The sequence below is a fragment of the Streptomyces chartreusis genome, assembly GCF_008704715.1.
In the GTDB taxonomy this organism is placed as follows: Bacteria; Actinomycetota; Actinomycetes; order Streptomycetales; family Streptomycetaceae; genus Streptomyces; species Streptomyces chartreusis.
The window spans coordinates 578,797-597,442 of record NZ_CP023689.1; the positions used below are offsets into that span (position 1 = coordinate 578,797).

Annotated in this window: 9 protein-coding genes; 2 read left to right on the forward strand and 7 right to left on the reverse strand. The window is 72.0% G+C overall.

Annotated features, from left to right (window positions below; all coding sequences use genetic code 11):
• Positions 1 to 68 precede the first annotated feature (68 nt).
• From CP983_RS02425 to CP983_RS02450, 6 genes are all read right to left on the reverse strand, one after another.
• Positions 69 to 7,364: a non-ribosomal peptide synthetase gene (locus CP983_RS02425; protein ID WP_229914618.1), complete on the reverse strand. Its 7,296-nt coding sequence runs from the start codon at positions 7,362 to 7,364 to the stop codon at positions 69 to 71.
• On the reverse strand, positions 7,361 to 10,648 hold the full coding sequence (locus tag CP983_RS02430; RefSeq protein ID WP_150498333.1) for a type I polyketide synthase: 3,288 nt from the start codon (positions 10,646 to 10,648) through the stop codon (positions 7,361 to 7,363). Before CP983_RS02430 ends, CP983_RS02425 begins: the two co-directional genes overlap by 4 nt.
• Positions 10,648 to 11,904, reverse strand: a complete 1,257-nt coding sequence (locus tag CP983_RS02435; protein WP_150498334.1) for an MFS transporter — start codon at positions 11,902 to 11,904, stop codon at positions 10,648 to 10,650. The genes CP983_RS02430 and CP983_RS02435 overlap by 1 nt, the downstream gene beginning before the upstream one ends.
• 347 nt (positions 11,905 to 12,251) lie before the next feature.
• Complete coding sequence (locus CP983_RS02440; RefSeq protein ID WP_229914619.1) at positions 12,252 to 14,153, reverse strand: acyl-CoA synthetase; 1,902 nt, start codon at positions 14,151 to 14,153, stop codon at positions 12,252 to 12,254.
• Entirely contained in the window at positions 14,150 to 15,112 is a 963-nt protein-coding gene (locus CP983_RS02445) for a fumarylacetoacetate hydrolase family protein (protein ID WP_150498335.1), read from the reverse strand. The genes CP983_RS02440 and CP983_RS02445 overlap by 4 nt, the downstream gene beginning before the upstream one ends.
• Positions 15,109 to 16,236, reverse strand: coding sequence for a VOC family protein (locus tag CP983_RS02450; RefSeq protein ID WP_150498336.1), 1,128 nt, complete (start codon positions 16,234 to 16,236; stop codon positions 15,109 to 15,111). The genes CP983_RS02445 and CP983_RS02450 overlap by 4 nt, the downstream gene beginning before the upstream one ends.
• A gap of 135 nt (positions 16,237 to 16,371) precedes the next feature.
• On the opposite strand from CP983_RS02450, the gene CP983_RS02455 reads away from it, so the two are divergent.
• A complete protein-coding gene (locus CP983_RS02455; protein ID WP_150498337.1) occupies positions 16,372 to 17,022 on the forward strand; it encodes a TetR/AcrR family transcriptional regulator in 651 nt (216 codons plus the stop codon).
• Between the two features lie 138 nt (positions 17,023 to 17,160).
• Positions 17,161 to 17,796 carry a TetR/AcrR family transcriptional regulator gene (locus CP983_RS02460; RefSeq protein ID WP_107910344.1) on the forward strand — a complete coding sequence of 212 codons (636 nt, stop codon included), beginning with the start codon at positions 17,161 to 17,163 and terminating at the stop codon, positions 17,794 to 17,796.
• Here the strand turns inward: CP983_RS02460 and CP983_RS02465 are convergent.
• A complete protein-coding gene (locus CP983_RS02465; RefSeq protein WP_150498338.1) occupies positions 17,793 to 18,641 on the reverse strand; it encodes an SDR family oxidoreductase in 849 nt (282 codons plus the stop codon). The two genes, CP983_RS02460 and CP983_RS02465, sit on opposite strands and share 4 nt — an antisense overlap.
• Positions 18,642 to 18,646: the final 5 nt, after the last annotated feature.

Below are 18,646 nucleotides of genomic sequence, written 5' to 3' on the forward strand. Positions count from 1 at the left end.
CGTCCGCGACGCCGTCCCGTGCGGCGCGCCGGCATCGGCGTCCGGAGGGACGGCGTCGCGGACGGACGTCAGCTCCGCAGTGCCCGGTCGACCTCCTCGCGGAGCAGGGCGACGTAGTCGCGGGCCCAGCCCTCGATCGTGGCGTGGTCCCACAGGTCTGACGAGTATTCGACGAAGCCCCGCAGTTCGGCCCCGGCCGGGACCAGCCCGAAGGTGAGCTCGGTCCGGGCGGCGGCGGGCGCCAGGTCCTCGATGGCCGTGGTCAGTCCGGGCAGTTCGACCTCCGCCTCCAGTGAACTCTGGTACGCGAAGCCGACGTCCAGCTTGTCCGGTACGTCGACGCCGTGCCGGTCCCGCATCGCCGGGGCGATCCGGCGCACCGGCATCGCACGGTCCATGCACTCCACCGCCGTCCGGGCGACCTGGTCCGTCAGGGCGGCGAAGGAGTCGGCGGCGCCGTCGCGCACCGGCAGCGCGAAGCCGGTGATCGTGCAGGCCAGCATGGACTCGAACTCGCGTCGCTCCCGGTTGGCGTAGGACACGTTGAACACTACGTCGGACTGATGGGCCTTCCGCGCGAGCATCCGGCCGAGGGCCGCCGCCGTGACCACGAAGGGCGTCGTCCCGCGCTGTCTCGCAAGGCTGTCGATGCCGGAGCGCACCTCGGCGGGCACGGTGAACACGACTGCGCCACCGCGTCCGCTCGCCTTCTCCGGCCGGGGCCGGTCCAGCGGCAGGTCGACGACGAACGGGACCCCGTCGAGTTCGCGCAGCCAGAAGTCCAGCTTCGGCCCGTCGTCGGTGGCGTCGGCCTGCTCCCGCTGCCAGTGGGCGTAGTCCACGGGCTGGCACCCCGCGGGCGGGAGGCCGCCGGGTTCGCCCTTCGCGGCGGTCCCGTACAGCGCGGCCAGCTCCTTCAGCAGGAGGCTGACGGACCAGCCGTCGCAGGCGGAGTGGTGCAGGACGAGGAGCAGAACCCAGGTGCTTGCGCCGGTCCGCAGGACACGCGCCGAGATCGGGGGGCCGTCGGTGGGATCCAGTGGTGTCTCGGCGGCCTCGGCACTGGCCCGCTCCACGGCGGCCTGCCGTTCCTCCGTCCGCCGCGCGGTGAGGTCCTCGACCGGCAGCTCGACCGGGCCGGCCCGCAGTACCTGCTGCTCCCAGCCGTCCCCGCTGCGGGCCAGTCGGGTCCGCAGTCCCTCGTGCCGCTCGACCAGCCGGGTCAGGGCGGTCCTCAGTGCCTGCACGTCCAACTCGCCGGACAGGGTGATCCGCAGGGCGACGTTGAAGACCTGGGGCAGGAGGTGGTCGGCGTGGACGGTGGCGAAGCGGGACTGCTGCGCGGTCGCCGGTGCACGCCGTTCCACAGCGCCGCCCTCCGCTGTCCGACTCGGCGCGGCCGGGCTCTCCTCCCCCGCTCCTCCGGCCAGTCGGGCCGTCATGGCTCGCGGTGTCGGGTCCTGGTAGAAGCTCAGCATCGGGTACTCGGTGCCGAACTCCTCGCGGACCCGGTTGACCAACCGCATCGCGGTGATCGAGTGGCCGCCCAGGTCGAAGAACGAGACGTCGTCCGCGATGCCGTCGGCATCGATGCCGAACTCGTCCGCCCACAGCTCCCGTACCCGCCGCTCGACGCCGGTTCCGCGGGCTACGGCCGGTCCCGAGTCGCCGGCCCTGCGTCCGGGTGCCGTGGAGACCAGGTCGGGGGCCGGCAGCGCGGACCGGTCCAGCTTGCCGTTGCCCGAGACGGGCAGGGCGGGCAGGACCCGCCAGGCGCGCGGCACGAGGTACTCCGGCAACCGGGCCGCCAACTCCGCGGTCAGCAGGTCGGCCTGGGCCTGCCGGTCGTCGGCCGTGACGCCGATCGGCTCGGCCGGGACGGCATAGGCGGCGAGGTACGCCTCGCCCCGGTCGTTGCGCCGGGCCAGCACGGCCGCCTCACGCACGCCGTCGAGGGCGTTGAGCACGTGCGAGACCTCTTCCGGCTCGACCCGGAAGCCCCGGACCTTGACCTGGTCGTCGGCCCGGCCGCAGAACTCCAGTTTCCCCTCGCGGGTCCAGCGCACCAGATCGCCGGTGCGGTACCGGCGGGCGTCCGGGCCGGCGTCCGGGTCCGGCAGGAACCGCTCCGCGCCGAGTTCCGGGCGGTGCAGATAGCCGAGGGCCACGCCAGGTCCGCCGACGTACAACTCCCCGACCGTGCCCACCGGAACGGGATCTCCCGATTCGTCCAGCGCGCTCAGTCGTACGTTGTCGACGGGGCGGCCGATCGGGATCCGGGCGGTGGAGTCGTGCGGGGCGACGGTCTCCATGGTGCACAGGACGGTGATCTCGGTGGGGCCGTACACGTTCATCGTCTCGTAGGGTGCCTCGGGGCGCGGCCGGGTGCGCAGTACGTCTCCGCCCAGCAGCAGATGGCGCAGCGGCGGCTGGTCGCGCGGGGGCAGCCTCAGCACCTGTTCGCCGAGGGCGGTGGGCAGGATGGAGAAGGTGACGCCCTGCTCGCCGTACCAGCGGGCGAGCGCCAACGGGTCCCTGCGGACCTCCTCGTCGGCGATCGTGACCGACGCTCCCGCGGTCAGCGCGGGCCAGATCTCCAGGAGCGAGGCGTCGAAGCTCTGACTGCACACGACGGCGCTCCGGTCGGCCAGGGTGAAGGCGAAGCGTACACGCTGCCACTCGCACAGGTCGACGACGGCCCGATGGGGCACCACGACACCCTTGGGTGTGCCGGTGCTGCCCGACGTGTAGAGCACGCAGCAGGCTTCGTGGCCCGCGCCGAGCGCACGTGGTGCAGGAGGCGCGGTCGCGTCGGGCGGTACGACTGTGACACCCAGGGGTAGTTCGAGGCCGTCGGCGCCTTCCCGCGTCGACACCACGACTCGGGCCCCGCACTCGGCGACGACCTGCTCGGCACGCGCCCGCCCGAGGGACGGATCGAGCGGAACGTAGGAGCAGCCGGCCTTGAGCACGGCCAGCATGGCGACGACGAGGTCGTCGGAGCGGGGCAGCCACAGGGCGACTTCGGCACCGCCCTCGGGGTGCCGCTCCCGCAGGGCGTTCGCCAGCTGCGCCGCCCTGTCGTCGAGTTGACGGTAGGTGAGTCGTGTGTCGCCGCTGATCACAGCGGTGCTGCCGGGCAGCTCGGCCGCCCGCCGGGCGACCATGTCATGGACGGTGGTGTCCGGGACCGGACGGGACGGGCCGCGCTGCCAGGCGAGCGGCACGGGATCGCCGTCGGCGGCGGGAGGCGTGAGCTGGGACAGCGGCAGCCCGGGTGTCTCGACGGCAGCGGTGAGCAGATCTCGGAAGGTGGAGAAGAACCCGTCGACGGTCCGCGGGTCGAACAGGTCGGTGTTGTACTCGAGATGGCAGCGAATGCCCTGCGGCTGGTCGGTGAAGTACACGGTCAGGTCCGTCAGGGACTTGTCCGGCCCGGCGTCCAGAGGGGTGGCCTCGATGCCGGGCAGCTCGAAGCGGAACGGCTCGGCACGCTGGAACTCGGCGAACGCCTGGAACACCGGCGTCCGGTCCACCGCCCTGGGCGGCGCGAGTTCACGGACCACCCTCTCGAAGGGCACGCGGGCGTGGTCGTACGCGTCGAGCGCGACCGTGCGCACGCGGTCGAGCAGTGTGCCGAACGCGGGGTCTCCGGTCAGGTCCAGGCGCAGCGCGAGGGTGTTCACGAAGAAACCGAGCAGGTCCTGGGCCCGCTCCGGCCGGTCCGAGATCGGGGTGCCGACGACGAGGTCCGTCTGCCCGGTGACCCGGTGCAGCATCGCCGCGTACCCGGCGAGCAGGGTCATGAACAGGGTGCTGCGCCGGGTGCGGCTCAACTCGCGCAGCCGTCGGGAGAGTTCGGGGTCGAGGGTGTGGAAGACGGCACGGCCGTTGGACGTCATCGTCGCCGGGCGCGGCCGGTCGGCGGGCAGCGCGAGGACGGGCAGCTCTCCGCCTAGGGTGCGTCGCCAGTAGGCCAGGTCCCCGTCCGCCTCGAGGCCGTGCACGGACGTGGCCAGTTCCCTCGCGTGGTCGGCGTACGTCCAGGTCAGGGCTGGGAGGTCGGCGGCTGATCCGTCCCGCTCTGCTCGGTAGAGGGCCGAGAGGTCGCGGGCGAGGACGGTGCCGGAGGCGGCGTCGACCACGATGTGGTGCAGGGACAGCACGAGGACGTGCTCCGCGTCGGCGAGCCTGACGAGCCGGGTGACGAACAGCGGACCGTCGGCCAGGTCGAAACGGCGTGCGCTCTCGGCGGCCAGGGCGTCCTGGAGCACGGTTCCCGCGCTGCCGGTGCCGTCCAGGACCTCGAAGTCCGGGTCGGCGGACGGCCGCACGACCTGGCGCGGCTCGCCGCCGATCTCCCGGAAGACGGTGCGCAGACCCTCGTGGCGGGCGACGAGTCCGCGCAGTGCGGCGCGCAGGGCGGGTACGTCGAGCGGGCCGTCGAGGCGGATGGCCTTGATCTCGTTGTAAGCGGTACGGCCCGGGAGCAGGCGCTCCAGGAACCAGATCCGTTCCTGTCCGGGCGACAAGGGAGCGTCGGCGGGGGCGGCGTTCACGGGGGCGACTTCGGCGGAGGCTGCGTTCACGGGTGCCGGGAGGGTCTCGGCCCGTCGGCTGTCGTGGCGGCGGCGCAGGGCGTCCAGCCGCGGCAGGCCCTCGCGGAGCGCGTCCTGCGCGACACCGAAGTCGACGAGGGCGACGATCTCGTCGGCGCCCGCCGAGGTGACCGCGTCCACCACCGGCCGGACGCTGTCCACCGTGCCGATCAGGGCGCGCTGGTCGCAGTAGCGGCCGTAGGCGCGGCGGAACACCGCGTCCAGGTCGTCCTCGCTCAGCTCGGCAAGGTCGATGTTGTGTCCGAGGCTGTTGGTGACGCCGCTGAAGACCGACAGCGAGGCACGCATGTAGCGGGACAGCGGCTCGAACGCCTCGGTGCGCGCGATGTCGTGGTCGTCCGCGAGGTAGGTGTGCAGCAGAACGGCCACGCGCCCGGCGTCCGGGTCCAGGCCGTGCCGGGCCCGGGTGCGGCGGTACAGGGCGATGTTCTCGCGCAGCTGCTCCACGCTCTGGGTCATCAGGTTGGTGACGATGCCGAGATCGTGGCGGGCGGCGAGTTCGTACGAGGCGGGGTTGCCGACCACCGCCGTGTACATGGGCGGGGCGTCCTGCACCGGTCGCGGGAAGAGCCGTACGTCGGCCTCGCCGTCCCCGCTCGCGCGGCGCAGTGCGTCGCCGCGCCAGAACTTCCTTACCTCTTGGAGCTGTTCGTACATCAGCTCCTTGTGCCGGCCGAAGCGGTCGGGGAAGAAGACGAAGTCGTTGGCGCTCCAGCCGCTCGCGACGCCGATGCCGACGCGCCCGCCGGAGAGGTTGTCGACCATCGACCACTCCTCGGCGACCCGGATGGGGTCGTGGAGCGGCAGGACGACGGAGCCCGCGTTGAGCCGGATGCGTTCGGTCTCCCGGGACAGCGCGGCGGCGAGCACGGCCGGGTTGGGGAAGAGTCCGCCGAAGGAGTGGAAGTGGCGCTCGGGCATCCACAGCGCGTGAAACCCATGGCGGTCGGCGAACCGGGCCACGTCCATGAGGAGTTCGTACTGGCCGTCCCGGGGTGTGGCGGTGTCCTGCGGGTAGTCGCCGAAGAAGTAGACGCTGAAGTCGGGGGTGCGCGGCGCTTGTTCGGCCGCGTTGACGGCCGCCGCGTTCCAGGCCATGGAGGCCACCGGGGCGGGTGTCGATGCGGCAGCCGGTGCCGCCGGTGCCGGAACCGGTCTCGGTGGAGCTGACATCGGTGGCGCTGTCTTCGGTGCCATGAGCCCGCCGCCCGGGAAGAAGCCCGCCGAGCGCAGCTCGCGCAGCGAATCGCGTACGGCGTCCGCCACGAACTCGATGTCGCCGTCCGAGTGGGCGGTGGACAGGAAGAAGTTGCGCCACTCCCAGACGTGCACGCCGCGCAGCATCAGGTGGTGGTAGAGGAGTTCCAGGTCGGCCCGGTGCTCGAAGCGGAACTGGGAGCCGAAGTGCGTCATGCGCAGCGGGTACTCCTCGGCCTCGAAGAAGCCGTTGAGCGTGGCGGCGAGTTCCGCGGTGCGGGCGGTGAGCCGTTGCTGGAGGCCGGGGCTGTGCTCCTTGAGGTGGGTGAGCACGGCGCGCGCGGCGACCATGGAGACCGGGTGCTGGATGTACGTACCGCCGAAGAAGGTGGTGTCGGCGGGCGGATAGCTGTCGTCACCGTACGACCAGTGGCCGCCGTCGACGCCGTCCATGATGTCGGCGCGGCCGGCGATGGCCCCGATGGGGAAGCCGCCGCCGAGGAGCTTGCCGTAGGTGGCGAGGTCCGGGGTGACGCCGTACAGCTCCTGTGCGCCGCGCAGGGCGGGGCGGAAGCCGGTCAGCATCTCGTCGAAGAGCAGGACGATGCCGTGGCGGCTTGTCAGCTCCCGCAGTTTGCGGACGAACTCCACGGGCTGGAGCGCCGGATGTCTGCTCTGCACCGGCTCCACGACGACCGCGGCGATCTCGCCGGCGTGCCGTTCGATGGCCTCCAGCGCGCTGTCGCTGCCGTAGTCGAGGACCAGCAGGTCGGCGACGGCGGACTGCGGGATGCCCCGGGATACGGGCACGGTGACCGGGTCGGTGCCGGTGCCGGCCGCGGAGGCCCGGCCGAGGACGTTGTCGGCGTGCCCGTGGTACGCGCCCAGGAAGGTGACGATCTTGTCGCGGCCGGTCGCTGCGCGGGCCAGGCGGATGGCGGCCGAGTTGGCTTCCGTACCGGAGTTGGCGAAGGCGACCCGCTCGAGGCCGGTGAGTTCGGCGAGGAGTTCGGCCGCCTCGCCGGTCTCGACGTTGCGCGGGCCGAGCTGGATGCCGCGGGACAGGTGCTCGCGCACGGCCTCCGTCACGAACTCCGGTTCATGGCCGAAGAGGAGGACGCCGAAGCCCATGGTGATGTCGACGTACTCGTTGCCGTCGACGTCCTCCAGCCGTGCCCCGCTCGCCCGGCGGCCCGCGATGGGGTACAGCATCTCCTTGGTGCCGCTGCGGAAGCCGACCACCGCGCGGCTGTCGGCCAGGACCCGCCGGTAGCGCTGGGCGATCCCCTTGGAGGTCGGGGTCCTCGCGGTGTAGCGGCGCACGAGGTCGGCCAGGTGCTCCTGCTGGGTCTGCGGGGAGGCGTCCCGCACCATGCCGGAGCCTCTCTCGACCGTGACCCGGGGGCCGTGCACGCGCGGCGGCTCCGGGGCCTGCTGCTCCGGCGCCGGAACGTCGCCGCCCATCTGCTCGGCGATGCGCTGCGAGAGTTCGGTCATCGCCGCGAGGTCGCGGTCGAGCGCGGCGGATATGCCGTTCAGCCCGGTCACTTGGCCACCGTGCCGTTGAGCCGGTCGGAGACGGCGGCGGTCTGGAGCGCCAGCAGCTGGGAGAGCTGGGACATCATCTGGAGCTGTATCTGCGACATCTGCTGGAGCTTGCGGGCGAGGTCCTCCAACTCCTCGCGGGTGGCGTACTCGGGGGCGGGCGCTACGGGGGCGGCGGACGCTACGGGGGCGGGCTCGGCAGCGGGCGCGGCGACCGTCGGCAGGGACACGGGCTCCGGCACGGGCTCGGGCTCCGGCTCGCGTGCAGCGGCAGGTGGCTGCTGCGGCTTCTGCTGCCCCGCCGGTGCCGGCATCCGCGCGACCATGAACTCGGCCAGGCGCCGCGGCGTACCCGTCTCCTCGAAGAGCTGCCGCATCGTCACCTTGACCTGGTGCTCCTGCTCCAGCTCCCGCAGCACGCTGATCATCTGGAGCGAGTCGGCGCCGAGGTCGAAGAAGGTCGCGTCACCGAGGATCGCCGACGGCTCCTCGCCGAGATGCCGGGCGGTGGTCCGGACGATGCTGTGGAGTACGTGCGTGACCGCTGCGTCTTGCTGAACCACTTCGGCTCCCTCTCTCGCTGCTGTTCCCGTGCTCCGAGCCGCCGACCGCGGCCCCGTCCAGTGGTCCTTGTGCTGGAACCGGTAGCCGGGCAGAGGCACCCGCCGGCCCCCGCTGCCGGCCAGCGGCACCCGCCAGTCGACGTCCGCGCCCGCGCAGTGCAGTCCCGCCGCCGCACCCCACAGCGCGCCGAGCCCCGCGCCTCGGCGCAGGGAGGGCAGGGACGCGACGCCGGGCAGTGCGCGGCGGGCCAGACCGCTGAGGGTGGTGTGCGGCCCTATCTCCAGCAGTGCGTCGGGCTGCCCGGCCGCGATGCCGTGCAGCGCCAGGTCGTAGCGGACGGGCTCACGGGTGTGCCGTACGAGATGGTCGGCGTCCGGGATCCAGCCGGGTGGGTGGGTCACGCCGTCCAGCGCGCTGACGAACGGGATGCCCACCGGCCGCAGGGACACGTCGGCGAGGACCTTTCGGAACTCCTCCAGCATCGGTTCCATCAGGGCGGTGTGGAAGGCGCGGGTCACCGGCAGCCGCTGCCCCGGAGTGCCGCGTTCCGCCAGCAGGGCGCACGCCCGGTCGACGGCCTCGGCGGGTCCGGCGAGGACCTGGTCGCGGTCGCCGTTGGTCACGGCCGCCTCCAGGCCGGGCACTTCGGCGGCCAGGGCGAGGGCTGCGGTCCGGTCGAGCGGTGCCGCCACCATCGCGCCGGGGGCGCAGCGGCGCTGCATCAGCCTGCCGCGTTCGACGGTGAGGCGCAGTCCGTCGTCGAGCGAGAGGGCTCCGGCCGCGTACAGGGCGGCGTACTCGCCGACGCTGTGCCCGGTGACGGCGTACGGCTCGATGCCGGTCTCGCGCCACAGCCTGACGAGGGCGCATTGCAGGGCGAACAGCGCGGGTTGTGCGGTGTCGGTGTCCTGGACGGCGTCTTCTTCCAGGACGCGGTCGGTGAACAGCGGGTCGCCGGTGAGTTCGCGGTGGCGGTGCTCGCAGGCGTCGAGCACTTCTCGGACGACGGGGAAGCGGTCGTGGAGTGCCGTGGTCATTCCCGGGTGTCCGCTGCCCTGCCCGGTGAACTGGAAGGCCACGCGTGCGTGCCCGTCGTGCGGTGCCGTTCCGGTGTGGACCGCCGCTCCCGCGTTCCCGGCGAGCCAGCCGTCGAGGGCGTCGGCCAGGGCGGCCGGGGTGGTGCCGCGGACCGCCAACCGGTGACGGCCGTGGGTGCGGCCGAGTGCGGCGGTGGTGACGAGGTCCGTCAGCTGCGGTGCGGACGGCCGGCGTAACCGCTCGCTCAGGGCACGGGCGTTGTCCGCGAGGGCGTCCGCGCTGCTCGCGGAGACCAGGAGCACGTCCGGTGGTGCGGCGCCTTCGGTCCGGGGCGTGGGATCCGGGGCCTGCTCCAGGATCAGGTGGACGTTGGTGCCGCCGACGCCGAGTGAGGTGAGGCCGGCGCGGCGCGGCCCGTCGCCCTGTGGCCAGGGGCGGGCGGTGCGCGGGATGTAGAAGGGGCTGTGGTCGAGGTCGAGGGCGGGGTTGGGTTCCTCGAAGTTGGCCATCGGCGGGATGACGCCGTGCTTCAGGACGAGCAGGGTCTTCACCAGCCCGGCCAGGCCCGAGGCGGCGTCGAGGTGGCCGATGTTGGCCTTGGTCGAGCCGAGGGCGCAGTAGCCGGTGCGGTCGGTGTCCTCGCGGTAGGCGCCTGCGGCACCGTCGAACTCGATGGGGTCGCCCTTGAGGGTGCCGGTGCCGTGGGTCTCCAGGTAGCCGATGGAGTCCGCGCTGACGCCGGCCCGCCGCAGGGCCTGCCGGATGGCGACGCGCTGTCCCTGTGCGCTGGGGGCGGTGAACGCCTTCTTGTCCGCTCCGTCGTTGCTGATGCCCCAGCCGCTGATGACGCCGTGGATCGTGTCGCCGTCGGTGACGGCCCTGGGCAGCCGCTTGAGTACGACGGCCAGGACGCCGGTCCCGCCGACGGTGCCGTCGGCGCCCGCGTCGAAGGCCCTCAGACGGCCCGACCTGGAGAGGATCGAGCCCTTCACGTACCGGTAGCCGAGGATCTGCGGCACATGGACGGCGGTGGCTCCGACGAGGGCGACGTCGCAGTCGTCCATCAGCAGGGACTGGGCGGCGGACTGCACGCCGACGAGCGAACTGGAGCAGCCGGTCTGGACGTTGACGGCGGGTCCCGTCAGGCCCAGCCGGTAGGCGACGCGGTTGGCCGTGAAGTCGGCGTAGTTGCCGACCGTGATCTGGATGCCGGCCATCCAGTCGGTGACGGGCTCGCTGGGCAGGACGTTGTTGAGGAGGTAGTTCTGGAGCGTGTAGAGGTGGTAGCCGGTGCTGGCGTAGACGCCGATGCGGCTGCCGTCGCGTTCGTCGGGGTAGCCGGCGTTCTCCAGGGCGTGCTGGGCGCATTCCAGGAACATGCGGTGCTGGGGGTCCGTGATCCGGGCCTCGCGGCCGCTCATCCCGAAGTGCTGGGCGTCGAAGCCGGCGATGTCGTCCACCACGCCGGAGGCGCCGACGAAGTCCGCCGCTCCGTACTCCTCGGCGGGGACGCCGGCGGCGGCCAGTTCCTCGTCCGTGAAGCGGGTGATGCGGTCCGTGCCGTCGTGGACGATGCGCCAGAGGTCCTCGGGCGTGTCGGCGCCGGGGAGGCGGAAGGCCATGCCGATCACTGCTAACCGGGGGTCCTGGGCGGATGTCCGGGGGTCCGGGTCGTTCGGGGGCATCAGCCGCGTCCTTCCGTCACCGTCGACGCGTCACGGTCGACCGTCTTGTCCTCGGCGCCGGGGTCGCGGGTGCCGCCCCGTCTGAGCAGTACCAGCAGCAGGGCCAGGCACAGGGCGATCGCGAGGCCGTGGAAGGCGGCCACGACCTGGAGCGGTGAGAAGGCCTCCAGCAGGGCGCCGCTGACGAGCATGCCGAGGCCGAATCCGGTGTTCTCGGCGGACGCGGAGAGCCCGAAGAGGCGGCCGCGCTGCTCGTCGGGGGCGGTCTGGAGCCTCGACACGTAGACGATCTCGGTGAATCCGTCGGCGGCTCCGGCGATGAGCGCGGCGATGACGGCGGGCACGGTGGGCAGTCCGCAGAACACCACGATGAACCCGGCCGACATCACACAGGCCCCCAGCGCGAAGGCCCGCTCCCCCGGCGTCCGCCCGCTCTTCTTGGTGACACGGCCGATGACCTGCTGGGCGACGATGTTGCCGATGGCCCAAGTGGCCCAGAACTGGCTGATGAACGTCGCCGGATGGTCGGGATCCAGGCCGCTGGAGTAGATGGGCAGGGCGACGTTGTGGGACGAGGAGCCGAGTCCGTCCACCGCCCGGACGGCGATCATCGCCATCAGCACCGGCGCCGTGCCGAGCAGCATCCGCGCGGTCCAGCGGGCGGCGTCGGAGGAGCCCGCGGACCCTGTGCCGGTCGTGGCGGCCTTGGTGCGCACGGGCAGCAGGAACAGCACCGTCGCCGAGACCAGGAAGGTCGCGGCGTCCAGGGCGAACGCGGCCGAATACCCGAGCTTCGCCACCACCAGCCCCGACGAGGCGAACCCGGCGATCATCGCGAGCGAACGCCCCGTCACCAGCAGTCCGTTGGCCCGCACCCGGTGCTCGGCCCCGACGATCTCCGGGATGCTGCTGCGCAGGGACACCTGGGACAGCGTCGAGCAGCCGCCGGTGATGACGGCGAGGGCGTAGAGCAGCCCCACCCGCATGCCGTCCGGTGCCAGCAGCAGTGACAGCAGGGCCAGTGCCTGGCACAGGTCGGCGCCGACCATCAGCCGCTTGCGGTCGTGGACCGACACGAGCCTGCCGCTGACCCAGCCCGAGACGACGTTCGTGGCGAGGCGTACGGCCATGAAGAGACCGGCGGCCAGCGCGCTGCCGGTGGCGTCGTAGACGAAGACGTTCAGCGCCACCATGTTCAGGTAACTGCCGTACGCCGAGATGCCGTTGCCCAGGACGAGCAGACGGAAGTACCTCATGCACCTTCCCCTGGTCTGCATGAAGGGTGTGAGTGATGTGCGGCCGGAATGCCCCTGCCCGCCCGCTCAGTCGCGAGTCGGGCCCCAAGCGGACGGCGGACGCCGACGCGGCCCCGCCCACCGCTGTCGCACGGCGTGTTCAAGCCCCCATTGCCGGCCCAGCACAGAAACCATTCCCCCTATACGCCGCCGGACAGCGGCCATTGGTTCGTCACCCAAGCAGACCCGGACAGGCGTGTTCAAGACTCCAGTGAGGTCTGGACGTCTTCCGGTCCGGATTTGGCGATATCGGTGCGCTCTCCGACCGCGTGTCGGCCGTCGGCATCGGCATCACCTGCGGCAGGGCGTCAGTCCTCACCTCGCTGCTGCCCGACGACTCGGCAGGTCACGGCGAATTTGCCGACCCGGCCTTCCACTTCCGCCGCCGCGCCGGGCGGCGTCGAGGATCGCAGGGTCACGGTGACCGTCACCGATCCGGAGTCGGCTCGGGCGTCGATCTCCGCCACGTGCTCGATGCCGGCGAGGACGTCGGTGAGTGCGCGGCGTGCCGCGTCGGCGCGCAGCGGGAGCTTGTACGGCTTGCCGACCGCGGTGACGGGGAGGGCGTCGAGGACCCGGACGGCCTTGGGGGCGGCGGCCGACTCGCTGACGTGGGCGGCGGCCCAGGACCGGAGTTCGGCCTCGTCGACCGTGCGGTCGGAGAGCGTCACGTATGCGACCGGCACCTCGCCGGCCCGTTCGTCGGGCTGTCCGACGGCCTGGGCCCCGGTGACCGCGGGGTGCGAGAGCAGGGCGTCCTCGATGACGCGGGGGTCGATGTTGTGGCCGCCGCGGATGATGAGGTCCTTGGCCCGGCCGGTGAGGTGGAGGAAGCCGTCCTCGTCGAGGTGGCCGAGGTCGCCGGTGTCGAGCCAGCCGTCGGTCACCTTTCCCTGAGTGCTGATCAGATGGCCGTCCCCGGCGCTCTCCTGGACATAGCCGGGGAAGACGGTCGGGCCGCTGATGAGGATGGTGCCGACCGCGCCGGCCGGCCGCTCGGCGCCGGTGTCCGGGTCGGCGATCCTGATCCTCTGGTACGGCAGCCGCTGGCCGACCGATCCGGGCCTGCGGACGTCGAGGAAGCCGCGGACGCTGGCGCAGGTCGCCTCGGTCAGGCCGTATCCCTCCAGCAGCGGTATCCCCGTGGCCGTCTCGAAGTCGGCGCGCACCCCGCCGGGCAGTGCGGAGGCGCCGACCATCGCGCACCGCATGGAGCCGATGTCGTGCCCGTCGACGGGGCACGCGGCCAGGACGGCGTACACCGTGGGCACGGCGCTCATCGTGGCGATGCGGTAGTGCTCGACGATGCGCCAGAAGTCGGCGTACAGGTTGATGTCGCGGTAGCCCAACGGGCCTGCCCAGACGACTCGTTGTCCTCGGAACAGCGGGGCGAGCAGCGTGACGACGAGTGCGTTGACGTGGAAGAGGGGCAGCGCGGCGAACACGACCGAGTCGTCGTCCAGTACGGAGTTGGCCGCGATCATCCACGCGTCGGACACCTCGTTGGCGTGCGTGTGGGCGGCGAGTTTCGGCGCTCCGGTGGTGCCGCCCGTGTGGAAGAACGCGGCGAGGTCGGTGCTCGTGGGCGGCTCGCCGAAAAAGCGGTCGTGCGGTCGGTCGGCGGCGGCGTCGGCGAGGCGGGCCACGGTGGCGTTGTCCACGGACGGCAGCGGCTCGGTCGGGCCGGCGGTGGGGTTCAGCAGGAGCACATGGTCCACCAGGCCCTGCCGGGCGAGTTCGGCGGCGGTGGCGAACGCCTCGGGGTCCAGCTCCGGGGAGGCGGTGACGATGACGCGGGCGCCGGCGCGGCGGACCAGCTCGGCGACGTGGTCACGGGCGAGCGCCGGGTTGACGGGTGCGGCGATGCCGGCGAGCTGGGCGGCGAGGAGCGCGGTGACGAGTTCGTCGCAGTTCGGGGCGAGCAGGGCGACGGCGTCGTGGCGGCGGACACCCAGGCGGTGCAGGGCGTTGGCCGCCCGGTGGACGTCGGCGAGGAGGTCCGCGTGGGTGCGGTTCCTGGGTGTGCGCCAGGACGCGGCGTCGGGGAGGACAGTGAGCGCGGTCCGCTCGGGCCACTGGTCCGCGGCCCGGCGCAGCAGGTCGTACGAGGTGGCGGGCAGGCCGCGCGCGGCGAGCGGGGTGGCCTCGATGGCGGCCAGGTCGTCTGGGTGGTCGTAGCGCGGCCAGGCCATGGGGGTCTCGGTGGTCACGCGTACCTCACCTTGGTCTGCTGGGTGCCGAGGTCGATGGCGCCGTCGGGGGTGCGGATGGACAGCTCCAGGACGTCACCGTCCTGGAGGTACTTTTCGTTCTTCGACTGGGAGTTGAAGAACGCCTTCCACTTCATCGCCGGCGGGAGGAGCGCGCCGATGATCTCCACCGGCTTGGGCGGCGCCTTCAGAGCCGTACCGCCGGGTGTGCCGGTGAGGATCAGGTCGCCCGGTGCGAGGGCCTGGAAGCGGGAGAGTTCCTGGAGCGCCCGGAGCGGGCTGTAGATCATGTCGGTGAGGTCGCTGTCCTGGCGGATCTCGCCGTTGACCTTGAGGACGAGCCCGAGTTCGGAGAGGCGGTCCAGTTCGCCGGCGTCCAGCAGGACCAGCGCGGGGCCGACCGGGGTGAAGGTCGGGTAGGACTTGGCCTCGTAGAACTGGGTCTTGGGGAGCTGTACGTCGCGTGCGGAGACGTCGTTGGTGACGACCAGTCCGGCGATGTGGTCCCTCCAGTTGTCGGCGGTCACGGTGGTGCCAACGTCGAGGGGGCGTCCGACGACCAGGCCGAGTTCGATCTCGTGGTCGAGGAAGCGGACGTGGGCCGGCTTCACGATCTCGTCGAAGGGTCCGCTGATGGATCCGGAGGTCTTGCGGAAGAACGTCAGCGGGACGGTCTCGGGGTTCATGCCCGAGTCGCGCACATGGGAGACGTAGTTGGTCATCTGCGCGACCACCCGGCAGGGGGCGGTGACCGGGGAGACGAGCGGGAGTTCGGTGATGCGGCGGGGCTGCGTCGCCGAGGTGCCGGCGCGGGCCTCGGCCAGGGCCATGTGGACCGTGACGACGTCGTCGAGGAGCTCGGCGGTCGTCGTCGCGGGTGTCTCGACGGGAACCGCGCGGTGTTCGTCGAGCGCGACCCACCACGCTCCCTCGGCGGTACGGAGGACGGAGACGGTCATGTGGTCGCCACTTTCATCAGGCCGCGCAGGCGCTCGAGGTCGAATTCGTTGTCGTCGGACTTCAGGGCTGTGATGATCGAGCGCAGCTCGGCGAGTGACTCGCGTCCGGGGGCGATGCCCAGGAAGTCCTTGGTGGCAGGCGGGCCCCACTGCGCCAGGCCGGAGGCGGTCATGGGTGCCCAGCCCGGCTCCAGGGTGGCGTCGAACATGTCGCTGTCGGTGAAGTGCTCGACCAGGAAGCCGTCGGGGTCGCGCCAGTAGTCGAAGATCTGGCTGCCCTGGATGTGCCGGCCGATCCCCCAGGACCGCCGGTAGCCCTCGCCGAGCAGGTGCTGGCCGCCGGCGGCCAGCGCGTCGAGGTCGGTGACCTCGTAGGCCGAGTGCACATACCGGTTGGACGGGCCGAGGGTGAGGGCCAGGGTGTGGTGGTCGGTCAGGGTCCGGCCGCGGTCGCAGCGGATGAAGCTCATGGTGGGGCCGCGCTCGCGCTGACCGGCGTAGTAGAGGAAGTCGCTGACGATCAGGCCGAGTTGCTCCAGGTACCAGTTCAGCGTGCGCGCGTAGGTGGTCGTCTGGAGGACGAGGTGACCCAGACGCCGGACGCCCGCCGGTTCCCGTGGGGGCCGCTGGGTTGCGTTGGCCCGGTCGAGGCCGCCGCCGAAGTTGAACGCCTGCGTGCCCTGCGCCGCCCGGGCGGGCAGTTCGTCGGTGTCGGCGACGACGCGTACCGGTAGTCCGCTCGGGTCGAGCAGTTCGACGACCGAGCCGCCCAGTTGCTCCGGGAGCGATCTGACGGTGGTGCCCGCGGTCTCGGCCAGCCGCAGCAGGTCGCGGGTGTCCGCGGCGCGGAAGGCAGGGCCGAGGAACCGCGAGCCGCGCCCCTTCCTGATGATCACGCACGGTGCGCCGGCCTGCGTTCCCCGCAGATGCAGCTCGCGGCCGTCACGGTACGACGTGACGAAGCCGAACGCCCGCGCGAAGACCTCTGCCCGGTCCAGGTCGGGCTTGCGGAACTCCAGCCACGCGATGTCGTGGACCTTGATCACCGGGTTCGTCGCCCGGCCCGGATGTTCTCCGGGGAGTGCGCCCTGCTCGGAATGCAGGTCGTTGTGCGTGCCACCCACGGCCACCACCTCCTGAAGAAATATTCACTTCCGAATCCGACGTCAGTCAAGAGAACTGAAGAAATCTTCAGGAAACGGAAGAGTGCAGCTAGAGTGCGGGGTGAAGGCAGTACGGGCGGGATGGAGGATGGTGTGATGGCCGAGCGGACCGCACCCGGGCGCGTCGACCGGCGAAGGGCGCGCACGCGCACGGCGCTGGTGGAGGCGGCCCAGCGCCTGCTGGCCGAAGGGCGTACCGACGTGCCCATCCTGGAGATCACCGAGCTGGCCGACGTCGGGGTCGGCTCGTTCTACAACCACTTCGACAGCAAGGAAGAGCTCTTCCGCGTCGCGGTGGCGGAGGCGCTGGAGTGGTGGGGCTCGCTGATGGACCGTCTCACCGCGGACATCGACGACCCGGCGGTGGCGTTCACGCAGAGCTTCCGCATGACCGGCCGGCTGCACCGTCGCCACCCGGAGCTGAGCCGCGTCCTGCTGAACCAGGGCCTGGAACTCGCGCGGTCCGAGCGGGGCCTCGCGCCCCGTGCCTTCCAGGACATCCGCACCGCGGTGGACGCGGGGCGCTTCGAGGTGGAGGACCTGGACCTCGCCCTCACGATGACGGCGGCCGCCGTGCTGGCGCTGGGCTCGCTGCTGCACGCCCAGCCCGACCGTGACGACGCGAAGTCCGCCGACCTGGTCGCCCTCGGTCTGCTGCGGCAGTTCGGCCTCCCGGCAGACGAGGCCGCGCGGATCTGCGCGCTCGACCTGCCGGACCTCGACGTGGTCGACACCCTGGTCGGCTGAGCGCCGGGCCGGACACCGTTCCTGCTGTAGGGGCTGTTCCAATTAGAGTGGACGCTTCAGCAAGCGAGCGATCACCAGAGACCGAAGGCCCGGTACGACCACCGTGGCCGACGGCCCGGCAGACCGGGGAGGCACCCCATGACCAGTGCGCCGACGACGCGCAAGAAGCGCGCGAACGGGGTGGAGTCACGTCAGCGCATCCTCGACGCCGCCGTGGAGATCGCCGGTGAGCGCGGCTACGACGGCACCTCCATCGCGGCCGTCAGCGCCAAGTGCGGGCTGCCCGCCAGCTCCATCTACTGGCATTTCAAGGACAAGGACGACCTGATCGCCGCGGTCATCGAGCGCAGCTTCGAGGCCTGGCTCACGGCGGTCGAGCTGCCGGGCGAGGAGGCGGGCACGCCGCTGGAGCGGGTCACCGCCATGGCCGCAAACGTGGCGAAGTCCCTCGTCGACGCCCCCGACTTCCTGCGCCTCGGCCTCATGCTGGCCCTGGAGCGGCGGCCCACCGAGCCCCGGGGCCGCACGGTGTTCCTCCAGGTCCGCGACATCACCCACCGGAAGATCGCCGAGGTGGCCGCCACCCTGTTCCCGGCCCTGGACGAGGCCGCCGTGGACACGCTCACCACCTACGCCATCGCCGGCGCGGACGGCCTGTTCGTGCACCGCGAGGTCAAGGGCGACACCGTCGACCTCGTGGCGTTGTTCGAGCTGCACGCACAGGTCGTCCACGACGCGGCGGCGAGGCTGGCGAAGGAACGGCAGGAGGCCTAGCCCGCCCTGAACGTGTCCGCGTGCTCCGCGGCCCACTGCCCGAAGGTGCGCGCCGGCCGGCCGGTGACCTTCTCCACCGTGTCGGCGACCGTGCGGCCGACCTCGGGCGTGTTGCCGTACGCCTCCAGCAGGAACCCGATCACGTCCTCCGGGTGCCCCGCCGCCCGCCACTGTGCGACGGCCTCCTCCTCGGTGAGTTCCACCAGGGCGATGTCCCGGCCGCGGGCGGCGGCGATGGTCGCCACCTTGTCGCCGACGGTGAGCAGTTCGGGGCCGGTGATCACGTACTCCTGCCTCCCGTGCCCCTCCTCTGTCAGTGCGACCGCGGCGACGGCGCCGATGTCGCCCTCGTGGACCATGGCGCTGAGCCGGGAGACGAACGGCTCGCGCACCTCGCCGGCGGTCACGATGCCGTCCGCCCACTCCAGGGCGTTGCCCATGAACTCGACCGGCATGAGCACCGTCCAGTCCAGCCCGTCGGCCGCCCGCACCGCCTGCTCCAGCGGCGTCGCCTCGCCGCCGTGCAGCACGGTGACCCGGCGCACGCCCGCCGCCCGGGCCAGCTCCAGGATCCGCGGTCCCGTCTCCAGCGGGGCGAAGTAGGCCCCGCCGAAGGTGATCAGGTGGACGCCGGTGACGCCCTCCAGGGCCGGGACCAGGCTGTCGGGGTCGGTCAGGTCGCCCCGGACCACCTCGACGCCGGCCGGGAAGTGGGCCTTGGCCGGGTCCCGGGTGAGGGCGCGGACCGCGTGGCCGCGGGCGAGCAGTTCGGTGACGACCTGGCGGCCGACGGTTCCGGTGGCACCGGTGACAAGGATCTTCTGCGCCTGCTGTGGCTTCGTCATGGAAC